Annotated in this window: 12 protein-coding genes; all 12 read right to left on the bottom strand. The window is 68.3% G+C overall.

Annotated elements, in window-relative coordinates:
- Positions 1–26: 26 nt before the first annotated feature.
- The 12 genes from eat to mftC all read right to left on the bottom strand — a co-directional run bounded on the left by eat (position 27) and on the right by mftC (position 16,093).
- Complete coding sequence (gene eat, locus OYT95_RS06130) at positions 27–1,481, bottom strand: ethanolamine permease (RefSeq protein ID WP_268790986.1); 1,455 nt, start codon at positions 1,479–1,481, stop codon at positions 27–29.
- 154 nt (positions 1,482–1,635) lie between these two features.
- Positions 1,636–2,178 carry a DUF779 domain-containing protein gene (locus OYT95_RS06135; protein WP_268790987.1) on the bottom strand — a complete coding sequence of 181 codons (543 nt, stop codon included), beginning with the start codon at positions 2,176–2,178 and terminating at the stop codon, positions 1,636–1,638.
- A complete protein-coding gene (gene adh / locus OYT95_RS06140; protein ID WP_268790988.1) occupies positions 2,178–3,701 on the bottom strand; it encodes an aldehyde dehydrogenase in 1,524 nt (507 codons plus the stop codon). Before adh ends, OYT95_RS06135 begins: the two co-directional genes overlap by 1 nt.
- A 77-nt stretch (positions 3,702–3,778) precedes the next feature.
- Positions 3,779–5,095, bottom strand: coding sequence for a helix-turn-helix domain-containing protein (locus OYT95_RS06145; protein WP_112302188.1), 1,317 nt, complete (start codon positions 5,093–5,095; stop codon positions 3,779–3,781).
- Between the two features lie 66 nt (positions 5,096–5,161).
- Positions 5,162–6,634, bottom strand: a complete 1,473-nt coding sequence (gene mftG / locus OYT95_RS06150; RefSeq protein WP_268790989.1) for a mycofactocin dehydrogenase MftG — start codon at positions 6,632–6,634, stop codon at positions 5,162–5,164.
- Complete coding sequence (gene mftF, locus OYT95_RS06155; protein WP_105412694.1) at positions 6,634–8,034, bottom strand: mycofactocin biosynthesis glycosyltransferase MftF; 1,401 nt, start codon at positions 8,032–8,034, stop codon at positions 6,634–6,636. The genes mftG and mftF overlap by 1 nt, the downstream gene beginning before the upstream one ends.
- A gap of 106 nt (positions 8,035–8,140) precedes the next feature.
- Positions 8,141–8,863, bottom strand: coding sequence for a mycofactocin biosynthesis peptidyl-dipeptidase MftE (mftE, locus tag OYT95_RS06160; protein ID WP_268790990.1), 723 nt, complete (start codon positions 8,861–8,863; stop codon positions 8,141–8,143).
- A gap of 40 nt (positions 8,864–8,903) precedes the next feature.
- The gene (locus OYT95_RS06165; protein WP_268790991.1) at positions 8,904–10,865 is read right to left on the bottom strand and encodes a mycofactocin system FadH/OYE family oxidoreductase 2; all 1,962 of its coding nucleotides are present in this window, start codon (positions 10,863–10,865) and stop codon (positions 8,904–8,906) included.
- Complete coding sequence (locus OYT95_RS06170) at positions 10,862–11,674, bottom strand: mycofactocin-coupled SDR family oxidoreductase (protein WP_037244558.1); 813 nt, start codon at positions 11,672–11,674, stop codon at positions 10,862–10,864. The genes OYT95_RS06165 and OYT95_RS06170 overlap by 4 nt, the downstream gene beginning before the upstream one ends.
- Before the next feature lie 8 nt (positions 11,675–11,682).
- Positions 11,683–13,647, bottom strand: a complete 1,965-nt coding sequence (locus tag OYT95_RS06175; protein WP_268790992.1) for a mycofactocin system FadH/OYE family oxidoreductase 1 — start codon at positions 13,645–13,647, stop codon at positions 11,683–11,685.
- Positions 13,648–13,664: 17 nt separating this feature from the next.
- Positions 13,665–14,846 carry a pre-mycofactocin synthase MftD gene (mftD, locus tag OYT95_RS06180; RefSeq protein WP_037244552.1) on the bottom strand — a complete coding sequence of 394 codons (1,182 nt, stop codon included), beginning with the start codon at positions 14,844–14,846 and terminating at the stop codon, positions 13,665–13,667.
- Positions 14,847–14,875: 29 nt separating this feature from the next.
- The gene (mftC, locus tag OYT95_RS06185; RefSeq protein ID WP_268790993.1) at positions 14,876–16,093 is read right to left on the bottom strand and encodes a mycofactocin radical SAM maturase; all 1,218 of its coding nucleotides are present in this window, start codon (positions 16,091–16,093) and stop codon (positions 14,876–14,878) included.
- Positions 16,094–16,098 lie beyond the last annotated feature (5 nt).

Consider the following 16,098-nt stretch of genomic DNA (forward strand, 5'->3'; position numbering starts at 1 on the left):
AATCCTCCGCCTCTCGCGGGGAGCCGTTAATCGAGATCTTCCTCTGCCTTCGCAAGAACAGCAAACTCCTCGTCGGGCGAATTGGCAACGAGGTGATGCCGGCTGTACAGGCCGAAGTAGGCAATGAAGGCCGCGAACGCGATCAACGTCCACAGCGCGGCGACCGGATCGACGAGGAAGGTGGCGATCACCGCGGCGGCCGCGATGACGAGCGCGAACGACGTGGTGACGATTCCGCCCGGTGTCCGGTACGGCCGCTTCATCTCCGGCTCGCGCCTGCGGAGGACGATGTGGCTGACCATCATCAGCACGTAGCTGACGGCCGCGCCGAACACCGCCATGTTCAGCAGCATCGCGCCTTCACCGGTGAGCGACAGCACGAACCCGATGACGCCCGGCACGATGAGGGCGAGCGTGGGCGCCTTCCGCGAGTTCGTGATCGACAGGTTCTTGGGAAGGTAACCGGCGCGGGACAGCGCGAACGTCTGCCGCGAGTAGGCGTACATGATCGAGAAGAAGCTGGCGACGAGGCCGGCCAGTCCGATGTAGTTGACGACCTTCGCCGCGGTCCCGTCACCGAGCGCCTCGACCAGCGGATTGCCGGACGTCGACAGGCTCTCGGCACCGAGCGCTCCGGTGGCGAGGAACAGGACCGCCGCCCCCGTGACGATGAGGATGAGCATGCTGATGATGATTCCGCGCGGCACGTTCTTCTCCGGCTCGCGGGCTTCCTCCGCGGCCAGCGGCACGCCTTCGACTGCGAGGAAGAACCAGATGGCGAACGGGACGGCCGCCCAGATGCCGAATGCACCGAAGGGCAGGAAACTCGAGGCCCCCACCGCGTCGGTCGCGGCGATGTCGGTGAGGTTGCCCGCGTCGAACAGACCGACCGCGGACACCGCGAAGATCACGAGACCGACCAGTGCGATCGCCGTGATGACGAACATGGCCTTGAGTGCCTCGCCGGCCCCGGTCAGATGGATTCCGATGAAGATGGCGTAGACCGCCAGGTACACCCACCACCCGTCGGTGATCCCGAACAGGTTCAGCGACTCGACGTAGCTGCCGATGAAGGTCGCGATGGCGGCAGGCGCAATCGCGTATTCGATGAGAATGGCCGTGCCGGTGGCGAATCCGCCCCACGGTCCGAGTGCACGCCGGGCGAACGTGTAGCCACCGCCGGCGGCGGGCAGTGCGGACGACATCTCGGCCATGCCCAGCACCATGGCCAGGTACATGCCCGCGATGACGACACCGGCGATCAGCAGACCGCCGAATCCGCCCTCGGCCAGCCCGTTGTTCCATCCGGCGTAGTCGCCGGAGATCACGTAACTGACACCGAGGCCGGCGAGCAGCACCCAGCCCGCCGAACCCTTACGGAGCGTGCGTTTTTCCAGATAGCTGCTGTCTTCCGAGTGGAAATCGGCAGCATCGTGATGTTGACCGGTTCCGGAATTCTTGGATGGTTCTACGAGTGACATTCCGTCCCCTACGTCGATCCGAATGGTGCCCCGCCCCGCCCCGCTCGAGGAGCGGGATCGGACGGCCGAGGCCAATGGTGAACGAGTTGTGTACTCGTCGTGTCAGCAGAACGTGACCACGACGTAAAAACCGAGGCGTACCGCGCTTCGGGTGCTATGGGACCGGGCGGCGGGCGGGCACGGGACATGCGTCGACGGCTTCGGCGACCACTTGCGGTTCGGGGGACGGCGCGGGCCTCCAGCCCTGCTCCCACCGCTGGCCCACGATGACCTCCTCCGCGGCGAGGCTGGTGTTCTCCTCCGGGGTGAAGGCACGCGCACGACTGAGAAAGCGCATGCCTTCGGGACTTTCCAGGCTGAATCCCGATCCGCGACCGGGCACCACGTCGAGCACCAGCTGAGTGTGCTTCCACGCCTCGAACTGCGAACCGGAGATCCACACGGGTACCGCATCGGCACCCTCGGGCCGGGTGGACGAGGTCTCCCCGACACCGAGACGCAGGTCGAGGACGCCGAGCAGCACGTCGCGGTCGCCGACGATGAATTCACCGTCGGGATAACACATCGGCGCGGAGCCGTCGCAGCACCCGCCGGACTGATGCATCATCAGCGCCCCGTGGGTACCGCCGAGGCGGCGGAGAAGCTCCACCGCCCCGGCGGTTGCCTTCAGGCGCTGAGGCGCCCGGGCTGCGTCCATCAGAAGAAGCCCTGAGCCTTCTGGGCGTAGCTGACCAGCAGGTTCTTCGTCTGCTGGTAGTGCTCGAGCATCATCAGGTGGTTCTCGCGGCCGATGCCGGACTGCTTGTAGCCACCGAATGCGGCGTGCGCGGGGTACTGGTGGTACGTGTTGGTCCACACGCGGCCGGCCTGGATGTCACGTCCGGCCCGGTAGGCGACGCCACCGTCCCGCGACCACACGCCGGCGCCGAGGCCGTACAGCGTGTCGTTGGCGATCTCGACGGCCTGGTCGTAGTCCTTGAACGACGTGACGGAAACGACGGGACCGAAGATCTCCTCCTGGAAGATCCGCATCTTGTTCTGACCGGTGAAGATCGTCGGCTGCACGTAGTAGCCGCCGGACAGGTCGCCGCCGAGTTCGGCCCGCTCACCGCCGGTGACGACCTTGGCGCCTTCGCCCTTACCGATCTCGATGTACGACAGGATCTTCTCGAGCTGATCGTTCGAGGCCTGCGCGCCGATCATCGTGTCGGTGTCGAGCGGGTCGCCCTGGCGGACGGCCTTGGTGCGGATGGCTGCCATCGCGAGGAACTCGTCGAAGATGTCCTCCTGGATCAGAGAACGCGACGGGCAGGTGCACACCTCACCCTGATTGAGGGCGAACATCGTGAAGCCCTCGAGCGCCTTGTCCTGGTAGTCATCGTTCGAGGAGAGCACGTCGGAGAAGAAGATGTTGGGGCTCTTGCCACCGAGTTCGAGGGTGACCGGGATCAGGTTCTGCGACGCGTACTGCATGATGAGCCGACCCGTGGTGGTCTCACCGGTGAACGCGATCTTGCGGATCCGCGGGCTCGAGGCGAGCGGCTTGCCTGCTTCCACGCCGAAGCCGTTGACAATGTTGATCACACCGGCGGGCAGCAGGTCGCCGATGATCGAGATGAGGTGCAGGATCGACGCCGGGGTCTGCTCGGCGGGCTTGAGAACGACCGCGTTGCCCGCGGCGAGTGCGGGAGCGAGCTTCCACACGGCCATGAGGATCGGGAAGTTCCAGGGAATGATCTGGCCGACGACACCGAGCGGCTCGTGGAAGTGGTAGGCGACGGTGTCGGAGTCGATCTCCGACAGTGCGCCTTCCTGCGCCCGGATCGCACCGGCGAAGTAGCGGAAGTGGTCGATGGCCAACGGAATGTCGGCGTTCAGGGTTTCGCGAATCGGCTTGCCGTTGTCCCAGGACTCGGCGAGCGCGATGGACTCGAGGTTCTCCTCGATGCGGTCCGCGATCTTGTTCAGGATGATGGCGCGCTCGGCCACCGACGTCTTACCCCAGGCCGGAGCCGCAGCGTGTGCGGCGTCGAGCGCAAGTTCGATGTCCTCGGACGTCGAACGCGCGACCTCGCAGAACGGCTGCCCGGTGACGGGTGTCGGATTCTCGAAGTACTGGCCCTTGACGGGCGCAACCCACTGGCCGCCGATCCAGTTGTCGTAACGCGATTGGAAGGACATGACGGCGTCCGGCGAACCCGGGCGGGCATACACGGTCATCGATAACTCCCTGGTGTCGTGAAACTCGGTGGAACTTCTGGGTGTGACTCACAACACTAGGGACCGTACCGTTGCAACTACGTTGCGTACTGCTGATCGAACAGATCGATCCTGGACTTGACCTGGGAATACAGGGGCGAACGCGGGTCGAGGCCCGCCAGATACGCCTCCCATGCGGCGACGTCCTCGCGGCCGTGGACGGATGTGGTCCACTTGGCGAGCAACCGTTGATCACCTTCCCGCAGCAGCGCCGCCTGGACGCGTGCCCGCAACTCGTCGCGAAGATCCTCGACCCCGGGCGCCTCGGACCCGGGAAGGACCGGACCCGAGTAGACGTCGAGGGCGGCGGCGAGCTCACCACGGTCCAGGGCTCCGCGGACCTGCCGGACGTCCGACGTCAGTTCGGCGAGCAGCCGATACGGCCGCGAACCGAGATTGACGGGACCGAAAACCTTACGCAGGCGCGACATCTCGGCACGAATCGTGACGGCGTCGAGTTCGTTCTCGTCGAGCAGCACCGCGAGACGGTCGGAACTCAGGCCTTCAGGGTGCTCCGCGAGGAGCAGGAGGATCTCCGCGTGCCGCTGCGACAGCGGGATGCGTTCGCCCCCACGGATCAGAGTCGGCCGTCCCGATCCCAGCACCTCCAACCGCAGTACCGTCTCGACGAGCGGGTGCGGTGAACGCAGCTGGTGCAGTCGCAACTCCGCCTCGGCTGCCGCGACGGTCGCCCGGATCAACGAGAGCACCTCGGGCACCGCCACCCGCGGACCGCCGGTGATGTCGATGGCCCCGACGATCAGTCCGGTAGCGGGGTCGTGGACGGGCGCCGCAGAACAACTCCAGTCGTGCACCGAGCGGCTGAAATGCTCGGCACCGAAGATCTGCACGCAATGGTCGAGCGCCAGGGCGGTACCCGGGGCGTTGGTGCCGACGGTGTCCTCACTCCAGTCGGCGCCCTCGACGAAGTTCATCTCCAGTGCGCGGTCCTTGGCGGACGAATCGCCCTCGACCCACAGCAGCTGGCCCTTCTCGTCCGTGATGGCAACGAGCAGTCCGGTGTCGGCGGCGTCCTCGACGAGGAGTTTGCGGACCACCGGGCGGATGATCGACATCGGGTGCGACGCCCGGTAGGCGGCGAGATCGGCAGCCGCCAGATCGACGGCGCGGGCCGACCCGTCCGGGTTCACTCCCTTGCTGGTGCTGCGCACCCACGAGTCGAGGATGACGGAACGGACGGAATTCCCCTCACCGTCCGGGGCACGGCCGGCGGGTGCACGACGCTCGACGAACAACTGATGCGCCGACGACACCCTGCGTGCCAGCATCGCGACGTCGTCTCCCGGGCGCACGGCGACCCACGGATTGCCCCCTGTGGGCGGTTGACTTTGCATCGAACTCCTCCACGGCGTCTCTGCCTACTGTAACCCGCATCACACGGGCCTGTGTCGCCCCCTCGGTCACTCCCGCAGGAAGGTACTGACGCGCTCGGCGACCATGACCGCCGTGGCGTGCGGCCCACGGCTCGGGACCACCGGGAACACCGAGGTGTCGGCGATGGTCAGCCCTTCCATTCCGCGGACGTTGCACCACTCGTCCACCACCGCGCCCACGTCGTCGCGTCCGCCCATCCGGCAACTGCCGCACATGTGCAGCGACGTCCCCAGGTGGGCGAGCACCGCACGGTCGGACACCTCCCGGGTCAGCGGTTCGAGCAGCGGTCCGAGTTCCGGTGAACGGAGCAGTTCCGATCCGATGGCCTGCCCCTCGCGCAGCGCCCGGCGGTCGGCGGCGGATTGCGCGTAGCGGTATTCGATTCGGGGACGGTCCCGGCGGTGCCCCGACGTGAGCCGGATGTCGCCCCGGCTGTCCGTCACCATGAGCCCGATCCCGAGGATCGGGTCGGGCTGCCCGGATCCGGGGACGAGCACGTCGAACGGCGCCGTGTACGGACGGATCTCGAGGTCGCCGACATTCAGCACCGTTTCGACGACCGGACTCGTGTCGTCGCGGCGGAGCGAGTCCCGGATACGGTACGGCAGAGCCACTTCGGGGTGGTCACTGAACTCGCTGCCGACACCGGGCGCGTCGAGGACGACGGGAATGCCGTTGTCCATCAGGTGTTCCGCCGGACCGATTCCCGAAAGCATCAGCAGCACCGGGGTTTCGACGGGACCCGCCGCCAGCACGACCCGACCGGTGCGGACCGTGCGCCGCACGCCGTCCGACTCCACCTCCACCCCGACGGTCTCGTTACCGGAGAACAGGATTCGGACGACATCGGAATTCGCTTCGACGGTCAGATTGGGCCGCCCCCACGCCGGCAGCAGGTACGCCACTGCCGTGCTGACACGGCGGTTGCCGTCGACATTGAGAGGCACCGGACCGACACCGCCGGCGCCGTCGCCGTTCTTGTCGGGTTCCTCGGGATGTCCTGCACCGAGCGCCGCGGCGCGGAAGGCAGCGCTGATCTCGCTCAGCCGTTCCGCGGGCTGCCTGCGAACGGGCATCGGCCCGGTCGTGCCGTGCCGGGAGTCGTCGAAGTCGGCGTCACGCTCGAGTGCCCGGAAGGCGGGCAGCACGTTCTCGTACGACCACGAGGCGGGCCAGTGCCGGAAATCCGCTTCCGTCCCACGGACGAAGTAGGCGCCGTTGACGGCGCCCGAACCACCGAGGACGTGTCCCCGCACCATGGCCGAGGGAACGCTCGGCGCCAACTCCACGCCGTACGTCTCCGCGAACACGCTGCCCGGACCGACCGGCAGCGTCCGGTAGTCGAGCACGGGACAGTCGGAGACCGTTCGGTAGCCGGGCCCGGACTCGAGGAGGAGAACCGATCGCTCAGGATTCTCGCTGAGCCGGGCGGCCACCACGCATCCACTCGAACCGCCGCCGACGACCACGACGTCGGCGGCGCGAATCGGATCGGCCACTACGACTTCAACCGGGGCTTCAATGCGTCGAGGTCACGGGCGGTGATGGCGCCCTTCCAGAGCCCGGCGCCGTACGCGACGTCGTCGATCCGCTTGAACACCGTGTGCCGCACGGGCCCCAGCCCTCCGGGCTCCCGGTGGGTCACCCAGTCGGCGACGCCCTCGGCGACGGCGATCGCGAGCGCGATACGGCGAATCCGTTTCGACAGCAGCACCGCCAGCAGAGTGATCGGCCAGTAGTGGCGACACATCGCGGACGCCAGCTGCCAGGCACCGCCGGCGAAGCCCTGGGCCGCGAGGATCGCGGCGATGCGGGTCGGCTGGTCGAGGCCCGTGAACATGCGGCGCAGGCGCAGCAGCATCATCGCGAGTGTGGCGACGGCGCCGAGCAGGCCCAGTCGGGTGCACGTGGCGGCGGCGAGGCACGCGAAGAACGTCCACGGCGACATCGACAGCGGGGGAACCATCCCCGAATGCCTCGCCGCCAGCGGCGCCGCACCGGTGCCGTAGAACAGCTTGCGGTCGAACCACTTTCCGAACGTCACACGGTGATCGTGCGCGACGTGGGCCACGGGCTCGTACCGCAGTCGCCAGCCGGACTCCTGGAGTCGCCAGCACAGGTCGACGTCCTCCGCCACGTGCATGGACTCGTCGAAGCCGCCGAACTCGTCGAGCACCTCGCGGCGGGCGATCATCGCGGCGCTCGGCACGTACGACACCGGGCCGCCGGACTGGACCGCGGACTCCTTGCGCCCGAGGTCGAGAGAGGAGCGGGCGTGCTCGTACCGCGCGAGTGTGCTCGCCTCGGGTTCGAGCGCCACGATCCTCGGGGCGACGAGTGCGACCGCGGGATCGCTGAAGTGGCCGAGCATGACCTCGATCCAGCCGGTGCGCGGCAGGACGTCGGAGTCGAGGAACGCCACGAACGGAGTTGCGGCGTAACGCAGACCGGTGTTCCGTGCCGCGGCCGGCCCCTTGGCCGTCTCGTGACGCAGCACGGTGACGTGGCCTCCGCACCCGTTCTGCAGCACGGGGGCGACGATCGGGACGTCGGAGCCGTCGTCGACGACGACGACCTCGAGTCCGCGGAGCGAGGCCAGCACCCGGTGCAGCCCCGACGCGTTGTTCTTCACCGGAATGACAACGGTGACATCCCGGGGCGACGGGGTACTCATGGGGCGCGGGTTGGCGACCCCCGAATCGAGGAGGCGGCGTGCGACGACCGCGGACTGCGGATCGACGACCTCGAGGTAGCCGTCTCCGATCATGGCCGCCGCGGTGGGCGCCAGCTTCAGCATCCGAGTCGGCGAACCGCCGATCAGCACTCGACCTCCGGAATATGCGCGTACCTTGGGGTCGATTCGGATCCCGAATCCATCGGGAAGTCGAGCTTGGCGCATCAGTCGATCGTATGCGGATCGGAGAGCGCTGGCAGGGCATGCCGGAAATTAGTCGCGTCGGCATGCCGGAAATCCGCCCTCGGCAACTCGAGGACGCCCGTGCGGGTCATTGGAGCCTCCCATCGGCGCCCGGTTCCCACCGGAGCCTTCCATCGGGGCCCGGTTCCCACCGGGCCAGTGCCTTGGTGACTGTGTGAACGAGCACGCCGAAGATCTGCGCCCCCTCCGCGGCCGTAGCGCCCGTCGGGTCACCGAGCACGCCGTTGGCCGACACGGCGACCATACCGCCTTCACGCAGTCTTGGCATCAACCTCGCAATAGGTTCCGTATTACCGGCTTCAGCCCTGGACAACCTCACCCGACCGGGTGAAAGGTGTAGCAACAAGGACGTTTCCGTACGCCCGGCATGGGCGTCCGCCCCGGGTACCGCACACGGCACCCAAGCCACATCGCGAGCCTCGTACCGAAGCAAGGCGGCAGCCTTGACCAGTGCGGGCCCGTTTCCGCCGTGCCCGTTGACGAAAAGCACGCGGTCGGCCCACCGGCACGCGGACCTGCCGTACTCGACCAGCACGGCCTCGAGTGCCTCAGCCCCGAGCGAGACGGTCCCGGGAAACCCCTCGTGCTCGCCGCTGGCGCCGTAGGCGATCGGGGGCGCCACCAGTACGTGCGGCAGCGCGCGGGATACCGCGTCCGCGATGGCGGTGTCGGTGTCGAGTGGCAGGTGCGGTCCGTGCTGCTCGAGGGAACCGACCGGGACCACGACCGTCGACACACGGGACACGAGTTCGGGCCACACCGCGTCGTCGAGGTGTCCGGAATGGGGCATCCTCCGATGCTAGGCGACGCGGAACCGGCTGCTGCTCGCACTAGAGCGCGAGCGCGACCCGCTCCCCCTCGATGACGGCGGAATGCGCGCGGCGCGGAGCCAGGGCGTCGCCGATGCGATGAACCTCGATACCGCTGTCGGCCAGATCTTTCCAGAGCCCGTCCTCCGGCTGCTGATGCGCCGAGGACACCACCCAGTCGACGGTGAGCTGCCGCGGCGCACCGGTCGGGTGGTGCAGGAGCGTGACCGCGAGCCGACCGCCGTCGACGGCCTCGCACCCGGTCGGCACCACGTCCGTCACCTGCGTGATGCCCTTGCCGTGCGCCCGCCGGTTCCATCCCTCGAGGTCCAGCGTGATGCCGAGGTCCTGGCCGACGATCATCCCCGGTGTGCAGATCGTGACGGCACATCCGGCGTCGGCGACGAACTCCGCGACGGACGTGCCCTGATGGAATCCCAGTTCGTCGACCACCAGCACCGTCCCGGCCGGACGCGTGCGACCCTCCAGCACGTCGCGCACGTCCACCACCCGGTCCGACGCGCCCGCCCAGCGCGGTCGGCGCGGACGCGCCCCGGTCGCGAGCACCACCACGTCGGGACGTCCCTGCACCACCGTCTCGGCAGTCGCGTCGGTGCCGGTCCGCACGTCCACACCGCGCCGAGCGCATTCCGATTCCAGATCGACGACGAGGTCGAGGAACTCACGGCGCCCCGGCACGACGGCGGCCGTCCGCACCTGGCCGCCGAGAACAGTCGCGCGTTCGAACAACGTCACGTCGTGACCCCGCTGCGCCGCGGTCGCCGCGGCCTTCAACCCGGCCGGTCCCCCGCCGACCACGAAGACCCGCCTGCCGCGGACGGTCGGTGCGGGCAGCAGGACCGATTCCCTGCCCGCGCGGGGGTTGACGACGCACCCGAGCCATCGGCCGAGCCCCATGCGTCCGATGCATTCCTGATTGCACGCCAGGCACGTTCGGATGGTTGCTTCCTCGCCGGCCAGGGCCTTCGCCGCGAAGTCCGGGTCCGCGATCTGGCCGCGCACCACTCCGATCAGGTCGCAGTGCCCCTCGTCCAGAGCCTGGTCGGCCTGGTGCGGGTCCGAGAATCGGCCGACACCGACCACGGGAAGACCTACCCGTCGCCGGATGGCGTTCGGGACGAACAGCGCGTAGCCGCGAGGGACGGCCATGGACGCCTCGATCATGTGGAGCGTCTCGGTGGCCATCCCGATGGACGTGTTGATGTAGTCGACCCGGCCGTCCGCCTCCACCAGAGCGGCCACCTCCACGGCCTCGTCGAGGTGGACTCCACCGTCGAACAGGTCCTCCCCCGCGAGCCTCACCCCGAGTACACGGTCCGGGCCGATCACGGCCCGCACCTCCTCGACGACCTCGAGGAGGAACCGGGCACGGTTCTCCAGCGATCCGCCGTAACGGTCCGTGCGCTGGTTCGTGGCGGGAGCGAGGAAACTGCGCACCAGCGACGAGTGGGAGCACTGCAGTTCGATCCCGTCGAATCCGCCTCGGACACAGTGCTCGGCCACACGCGCGTACCCGTCGACGAGGGTCCGGATCTCCCGCTGATCGACCGCCTTGGGGACTTCACGGAACAGCGGATCGGGGACGGCACTCGGCGCCCACAGCGGCCGCCGCGAGTACATGCTCGATCCCTGGCCGCCGTTGTGGTTGACCTGAGCCAGGATCGGGACACCGTGCTCGTGGACCGCGTCGGTGATCCGCCGGTAGCCCGGGACGACCTCCGGCCGGTAGCCGGCGATCACCTTCTCGTACGGCCAGTCACCCGGATGCGTGGCATGCTCCTCGGAGATGATCAGGCCCGCACCACCCTTCGCGCGCGCCGCATAGTAGGCGGCGTGCTGCGCGGTGGGCAGGCCGTCGACGGCGTATCCCGTGAGGTGCGCGGAGAAGACCACCCGATTGCGCAGGGTCAGCGGACCCAGGCGCAATGGGGTGAACAGGTGGCGGTACGCGGAAACGCTCACACCTTGGTGTTACCCATGTCGACGGCGACCTGACTGCCCGTGACCCTCCGCGAACCGTCACCGGCCAGCCACAGCACCGCATCGGTGATGTCGTCGGTGTCGGCCAGCGGGTGGTCGGTGAGGATGGTGCCGAAACTCGACAGATAGTGCGGGTGCTTCTCGAGTATCACGAGGCTGCCGGGATCGGTGCCCATCGGAGTCTTCACCCCGTACGGGTGAACGGAATTGACCCGGATGTCGTATTCGCCCAGCTCCTTTGCCGCGGTCTGGGTGAGGCCGACGAGCCCGAACTTGGAGGCGGCGTAATTCGCCTGCCCCGGAAGTGGCTTGATCCCCGCGACGGAGCTGATCACGATGATCGAACCCCCGCGACCTCCCTCGATCAGCGCCGGGATCGCAGCCTTCAGCGTCTTCCACGCGCCGGTGAGGTTCACGTCGATCAGCGTCTCCCATTGCTCGTCGGGCATCTCCCAGAAGCGGTTCCAGTTGCAGATCCCGGCGTTCGCGATCACGATGTCGAGCCGGCCGAACTGTTCGACTCCCCGGTCCACGACAGCCTTCAGTTGCGCACTGTCACGCACGTCCGCCTGCTCGGCGAGAATCTTGCCGCCCTCGGACTCCACGAGCCGCACCGTCTCGGCCAGGTCGTCCGGCGTCGCCGGTTCGTAACTGTTGTACTCCGACACCGGCCCGCAGATGTCCACGGCGATGATCGCCGCACCTTCCCGCGCCAACCGCACCGCGTGCGTCCGCCCCTGCCCACGGGCAGCCCCGGTGATGAACGCGACCTTGTCGTCGAACTGTCCCATGAAATGTCCTATCTCTCGTTGACGAGGGTGAACGGATGGTGGTCGAACTCGTTCCGCCGGGAGGCGGTCACGGCCAGCGCCTCGATGCGACCCTCCCGGACCGCCTCGAGCAGTGTGCGGGGGGCCACGCAGTCGCCGACCCGCACCGCATCCCTGTGGGACGAGCCGAGTGTGTCGTCGGGGAGGCGATGCGAGCAGTCGATCAGCACGGCGCACGGCACCACCGACTCTTCGGCGGTGTACCGGTTGCGGATCCGCATACCTTCGTCGCCGATCGACACGATGCGGCTGTCGAGGTGGCGCGTCACCCCGGCTCGTTGCAGACGGGTGTTGGCGTCGGCGAGGTCTCCGGTCATTCCGAGTCGCGAGCCGGCCACGGAATCCTGGGTCACGATGCTCACGTCCCGCCCCTGCGCCGCGAGCCGTTCGGCGACTGCCACGCCGACCGGCCCCCCGACCGGGTCGAAGACGACGTGCGGCCCTTCCGTCGGCGTGCCTCCGTCCGGCAAGTCTGCGGCGCCAACGCACCGGACGTGCCCCTCGACCGGGAACGGCAGCGGCCGAGGCCTGCTGCCGGTCGCGAGGATCACCGTCGCCCCCGCGCGTTCCGCAGCGTCGAGTTCGGCGTCCGACACAGCCGTACCGAGAAGGAATTCGACTCCGAGCCCGCGGCATTCGTCCTCGAGCCAGTCGGTGAGTGCCTGGAGGTGTGGTGTACCCGCGGCGGCCCGCACCATCCCGCCGGGCTGGGCCGACGCGTCCGCTACGGTGACGCGGTGACCGCGCAGGGCCAGCACTCGGGCCGCCTCGAGACCGGCCGGACCACCGCCGACCACCAGCACCGCGCCGGCGGCCACATCGGCGATGTCCTCGGCGGGATCGACGGTCTCGTGCCCGGCCGTCGGATTACCGACACAGGTGACGACCGGATTGCGGGGGTCGAGCACCTGGCACGTCTGATTGCACAGGACGCACGGCCGCGGCCCGGCACCGCGCCGGATCTTGACGACGAGGTCGGGGTCGGCGATCTGGGCACGCGTCATCTCGACGACGTCGGCGACCCCCTCGTCGAGCGCCCGCCGGGCGTCGGCCGGATCGACGACGCTGCCTTGGAGGACGACCGGGACCGCGCCTGCGACGGCCGTGCGGATGTTCCGGCAGAGTTCGATGTTGAACGCGGGTGGCCGGTGGAAGTCGGGGCGGTAGGCGTTCGCTGACAACGGTCCGCCCCGGACCACCACCAGCAGGTCGAGAGCCTCGGCAAGTTCCCGTGCCTGTCCGGCGGCGATCGACGGCGTGATCCCCGCCCAGGACGTCGCCTCGTCGCAGCTCAGCCGCAGGGACAGGACCCGGCCGGGGCCCAACTCTTCGCGGACGACAGCGAGGACCTCCCGGGTGAGGCGCAGCGGGTCGGCGCCGTACTCGTCGTCGCGCACATTGGTGAGGTCCGAATGAAACTGTCGCAGCAGCCCTCTCGGTCCGGCGTCGAGCTCGACCCCGTCCACGTCCGCGGACACGGCCGCGGCGGCCGCAGCCCGGAAGCCCTCGACGAGACTGTCGATCTCCGCCTGCTCCATCTGCATCGGCATCTCACGGGAGATCACGTCGGGAATTCCCGACGGCCCCCACAGCACCGCCTGCGAATACGCGCTCGACCCCTGCAGTCCGGTGTGCCCCAGCCCGACCAGCACCAGCGTGCCGTGCGGACGGCAGGCGGCGACGACGTCCCGCCAGCCGCCGACACAGTCGGACGCCAGCGGAGCGCGCTCGTAGGGCCAGTCGGACGCATGGACCGACGCCACCTCGGTGACGACGATCCCCGCGCCACCACGTGCCCGACGCTCGTAGTACGCGACGTGCCGCGGTGAAAGCGTTCTTCCCGCACCGAGGTTGGTGGGGTGCGGACCCAGAAGCACCCTGGACGGGGCGTGGCGTCCGGCCAGGGTGATCGGGTCTGTCAGTTGCGCAGACATCTACGCCGTTCGTGGGTTCAGGAGTCGGCGCCGAGCACGCGGGCGAATCCGGGCGGGATCACGACGTCGGACGGCGTGAGGTCGTGGATGGACGAGTGACCCAGCCCGAGCAGCGCCGAGTCGATACCTCCGCGGAGGACGTCGAGCACGTTCTCGACGCCGGCCTGACCGTTCGCCGAGAGGCCCCACAGGTACGCGCGGCCAATCATGACCGCCCTCGCACCGAGCGCGACGGCCTTCACGACGTCGCTGCCGCGGCGGATACCACCGTCCAGAAGCACCTCGACCTGGTCGCCGACGGCCTCCGCGATGGCGGGCAGCGCGCGGATCGGCGCCGGGGTGCCGTCGAGGTTGTTGCCGCCGTGATTCGACACGGAGATCGCGGTGACGCCGGCGTCGACGGCACGCTTGGCGTCGTCGACCCGCATGACACCCTTGAGCATGAACGGCCCGCCCCACTGCTCACGCAGCCACGCGATGTCGTCCCACGTCGGCAGCGGCGTCTGCATCCACTCGCCGTAGGCGCCGAAGAACGTGGGCGGTTCCTGACCGGGCTGCGCCAGGTTCGGGGTGGTCAGATCCGGGATCTTGCGGGTCTTCGCGAACTCGTACAACCACTTCGGACGGGTGATGCCCTCGGGGGCGAACTGGAGCATCGCCTTGAGGTCCATCTTCTCGGGGATGGCCGGGCTACCCCAGTCGCGTCCGTACGAGAACGACCAGTCGGTGGTGATGATCAGGCCGGTCGCCCCGGCGGCACGGGCGCGTTCCATCCGCTGGATCAACACGTCCCGGGTACCAACCCAGTACATCTGGAAGAACGTCTGAGGATTGGCCGCCGTGACCTCCTCGATCGACTTGCTCGCGAACGAGCTCAGCCCGATCGCCGTTCCCCGTGCCGCCGCCGCCCGTGCGACCGCGACCTCGCCGTCGGGGTGCACGGCCTGCACACCGGTCGGGGAAATCACGACGGGCAGCGAAATCGGCTGTCCCATCACGGTCGTGGACAGCTCACGCTTATCGGACAAACCGACGACGTGGGGCGCGAACCCCAGCTCGGCGAACGCCGCGATGTTGTCGTCGACCGTCACGCCCCGCTCGGAACCGGCGATCAGCGCCGCATACACCGACTTCGGCAGGCGCTTCTTCGCGCGACGCTGAGCCTCCGCCACCGTCTCGAAGAACGGATTCTTACCCATGGCAATACCTCTCGTACCTGGCAGACGACTTACGTCTGGTCCATGCCCGCAAGCGGGTTCTCGTCACAAATCTTGGCCGGCGGACGCACCATCAGCGTCAACGGAACCGGCGCCCGCGGAGTCCGGCGCTGGCCGGTGCGGGAGTGGTCGACACTGGATTTCGGGATCTCCCCCGCGGCAGCCAACGCCAGTTCGCCGTTGCCGATCACGCATTCGGGGTCCGGGCCGTCCATCGGCAGTCCGGTGAAGAACTTCGCGGCCATGCATCCGCCGCGGCAGGAGTCGTAGTGGTTGCACTTGCTGCACGCACCGCCGGTCTGCGGGGACCGCAGCTCCTGGAACAGCTCCGACGTCTGCCACACCTGCTGGAAACCGCCGTCCGCCAGAATGTTTCCCGCGAGGAACTGTTCGTGGATCGCGAACGGGCAGGCATAGACGTCGCCGATCGGGTCGATCAGGCACACCACCCGTCCGGCGCCGCACAGGTTCAGACCGGGCAACGCGTCGCCGTACGCGGACAGGTGAAAGAAGGAGTCGCCGGTGAGCACACCCTCGCCGTTGGAGACCAGCCAGTTGTAGAGCTCACGCTGCTGCGCCTGCGTGGGATGCAGTTCGTCCCACACGTCCGCGCCGCGCCCCGACGGTCGCAGCCGGGTGATGCGCAGGGTGGCGCCGTACTTGTCGGCGAGGGCCTTGAAGTCGTCGAGCTGCGACACGTTGTGCCGGGTGACCACCACGGAGATCTTGGCGTCCTTGAAACCGGCCTCGGAGAGATTCTCGAGTGCCCGCACCGCCATCGCGAACGAACCCGGACCGCGGACGGCGTCGTTGACCTCGGCCGTTGCACCGTCGAGGGAAATCTGCACGTCGACGTAGTCGCTGGCCGCGAGCCGGGCGGCGACCTTCTTGTCGATCTTCACCCCGTTCGTGGAGAACTTCACCCCCACCTGGTGGGCGGTCGCGTAGTCGACCAGCTCCCAGAAGTCCGAGCGAACCGTCGGCTCACCGCCACCGATGTTCACGTAGAAAACCTGCATACGCTGCAGTTCGTCGATGATCGACTTGCACTGCTCGGTGCTCAACTCCCGCGGGTCACGCCGGCCGGAGGAGGACAGGCAGTGCACGCACGACAGGTTGCACGCGTAGGTCAACTCCCAGGTGAGGCAGATCGGGGCGTCGAGACCGAGTTCGAACTGGTCGACGAGGCGGCCGACCGGGGCGGAAGGCCTTTCGAGCATGGAGGTCATGGGCT

The organism is Rhodococcus sp. JS3073 (assembly GCF_026810085.1).
Classification (GTDB): Bacteria; Actinomycetota; Actinomycetes; order Mycobacteriales; family Mycobacteriaceae; genus Rhodococcus_F; species Rhodococcus_F wratislaviensis.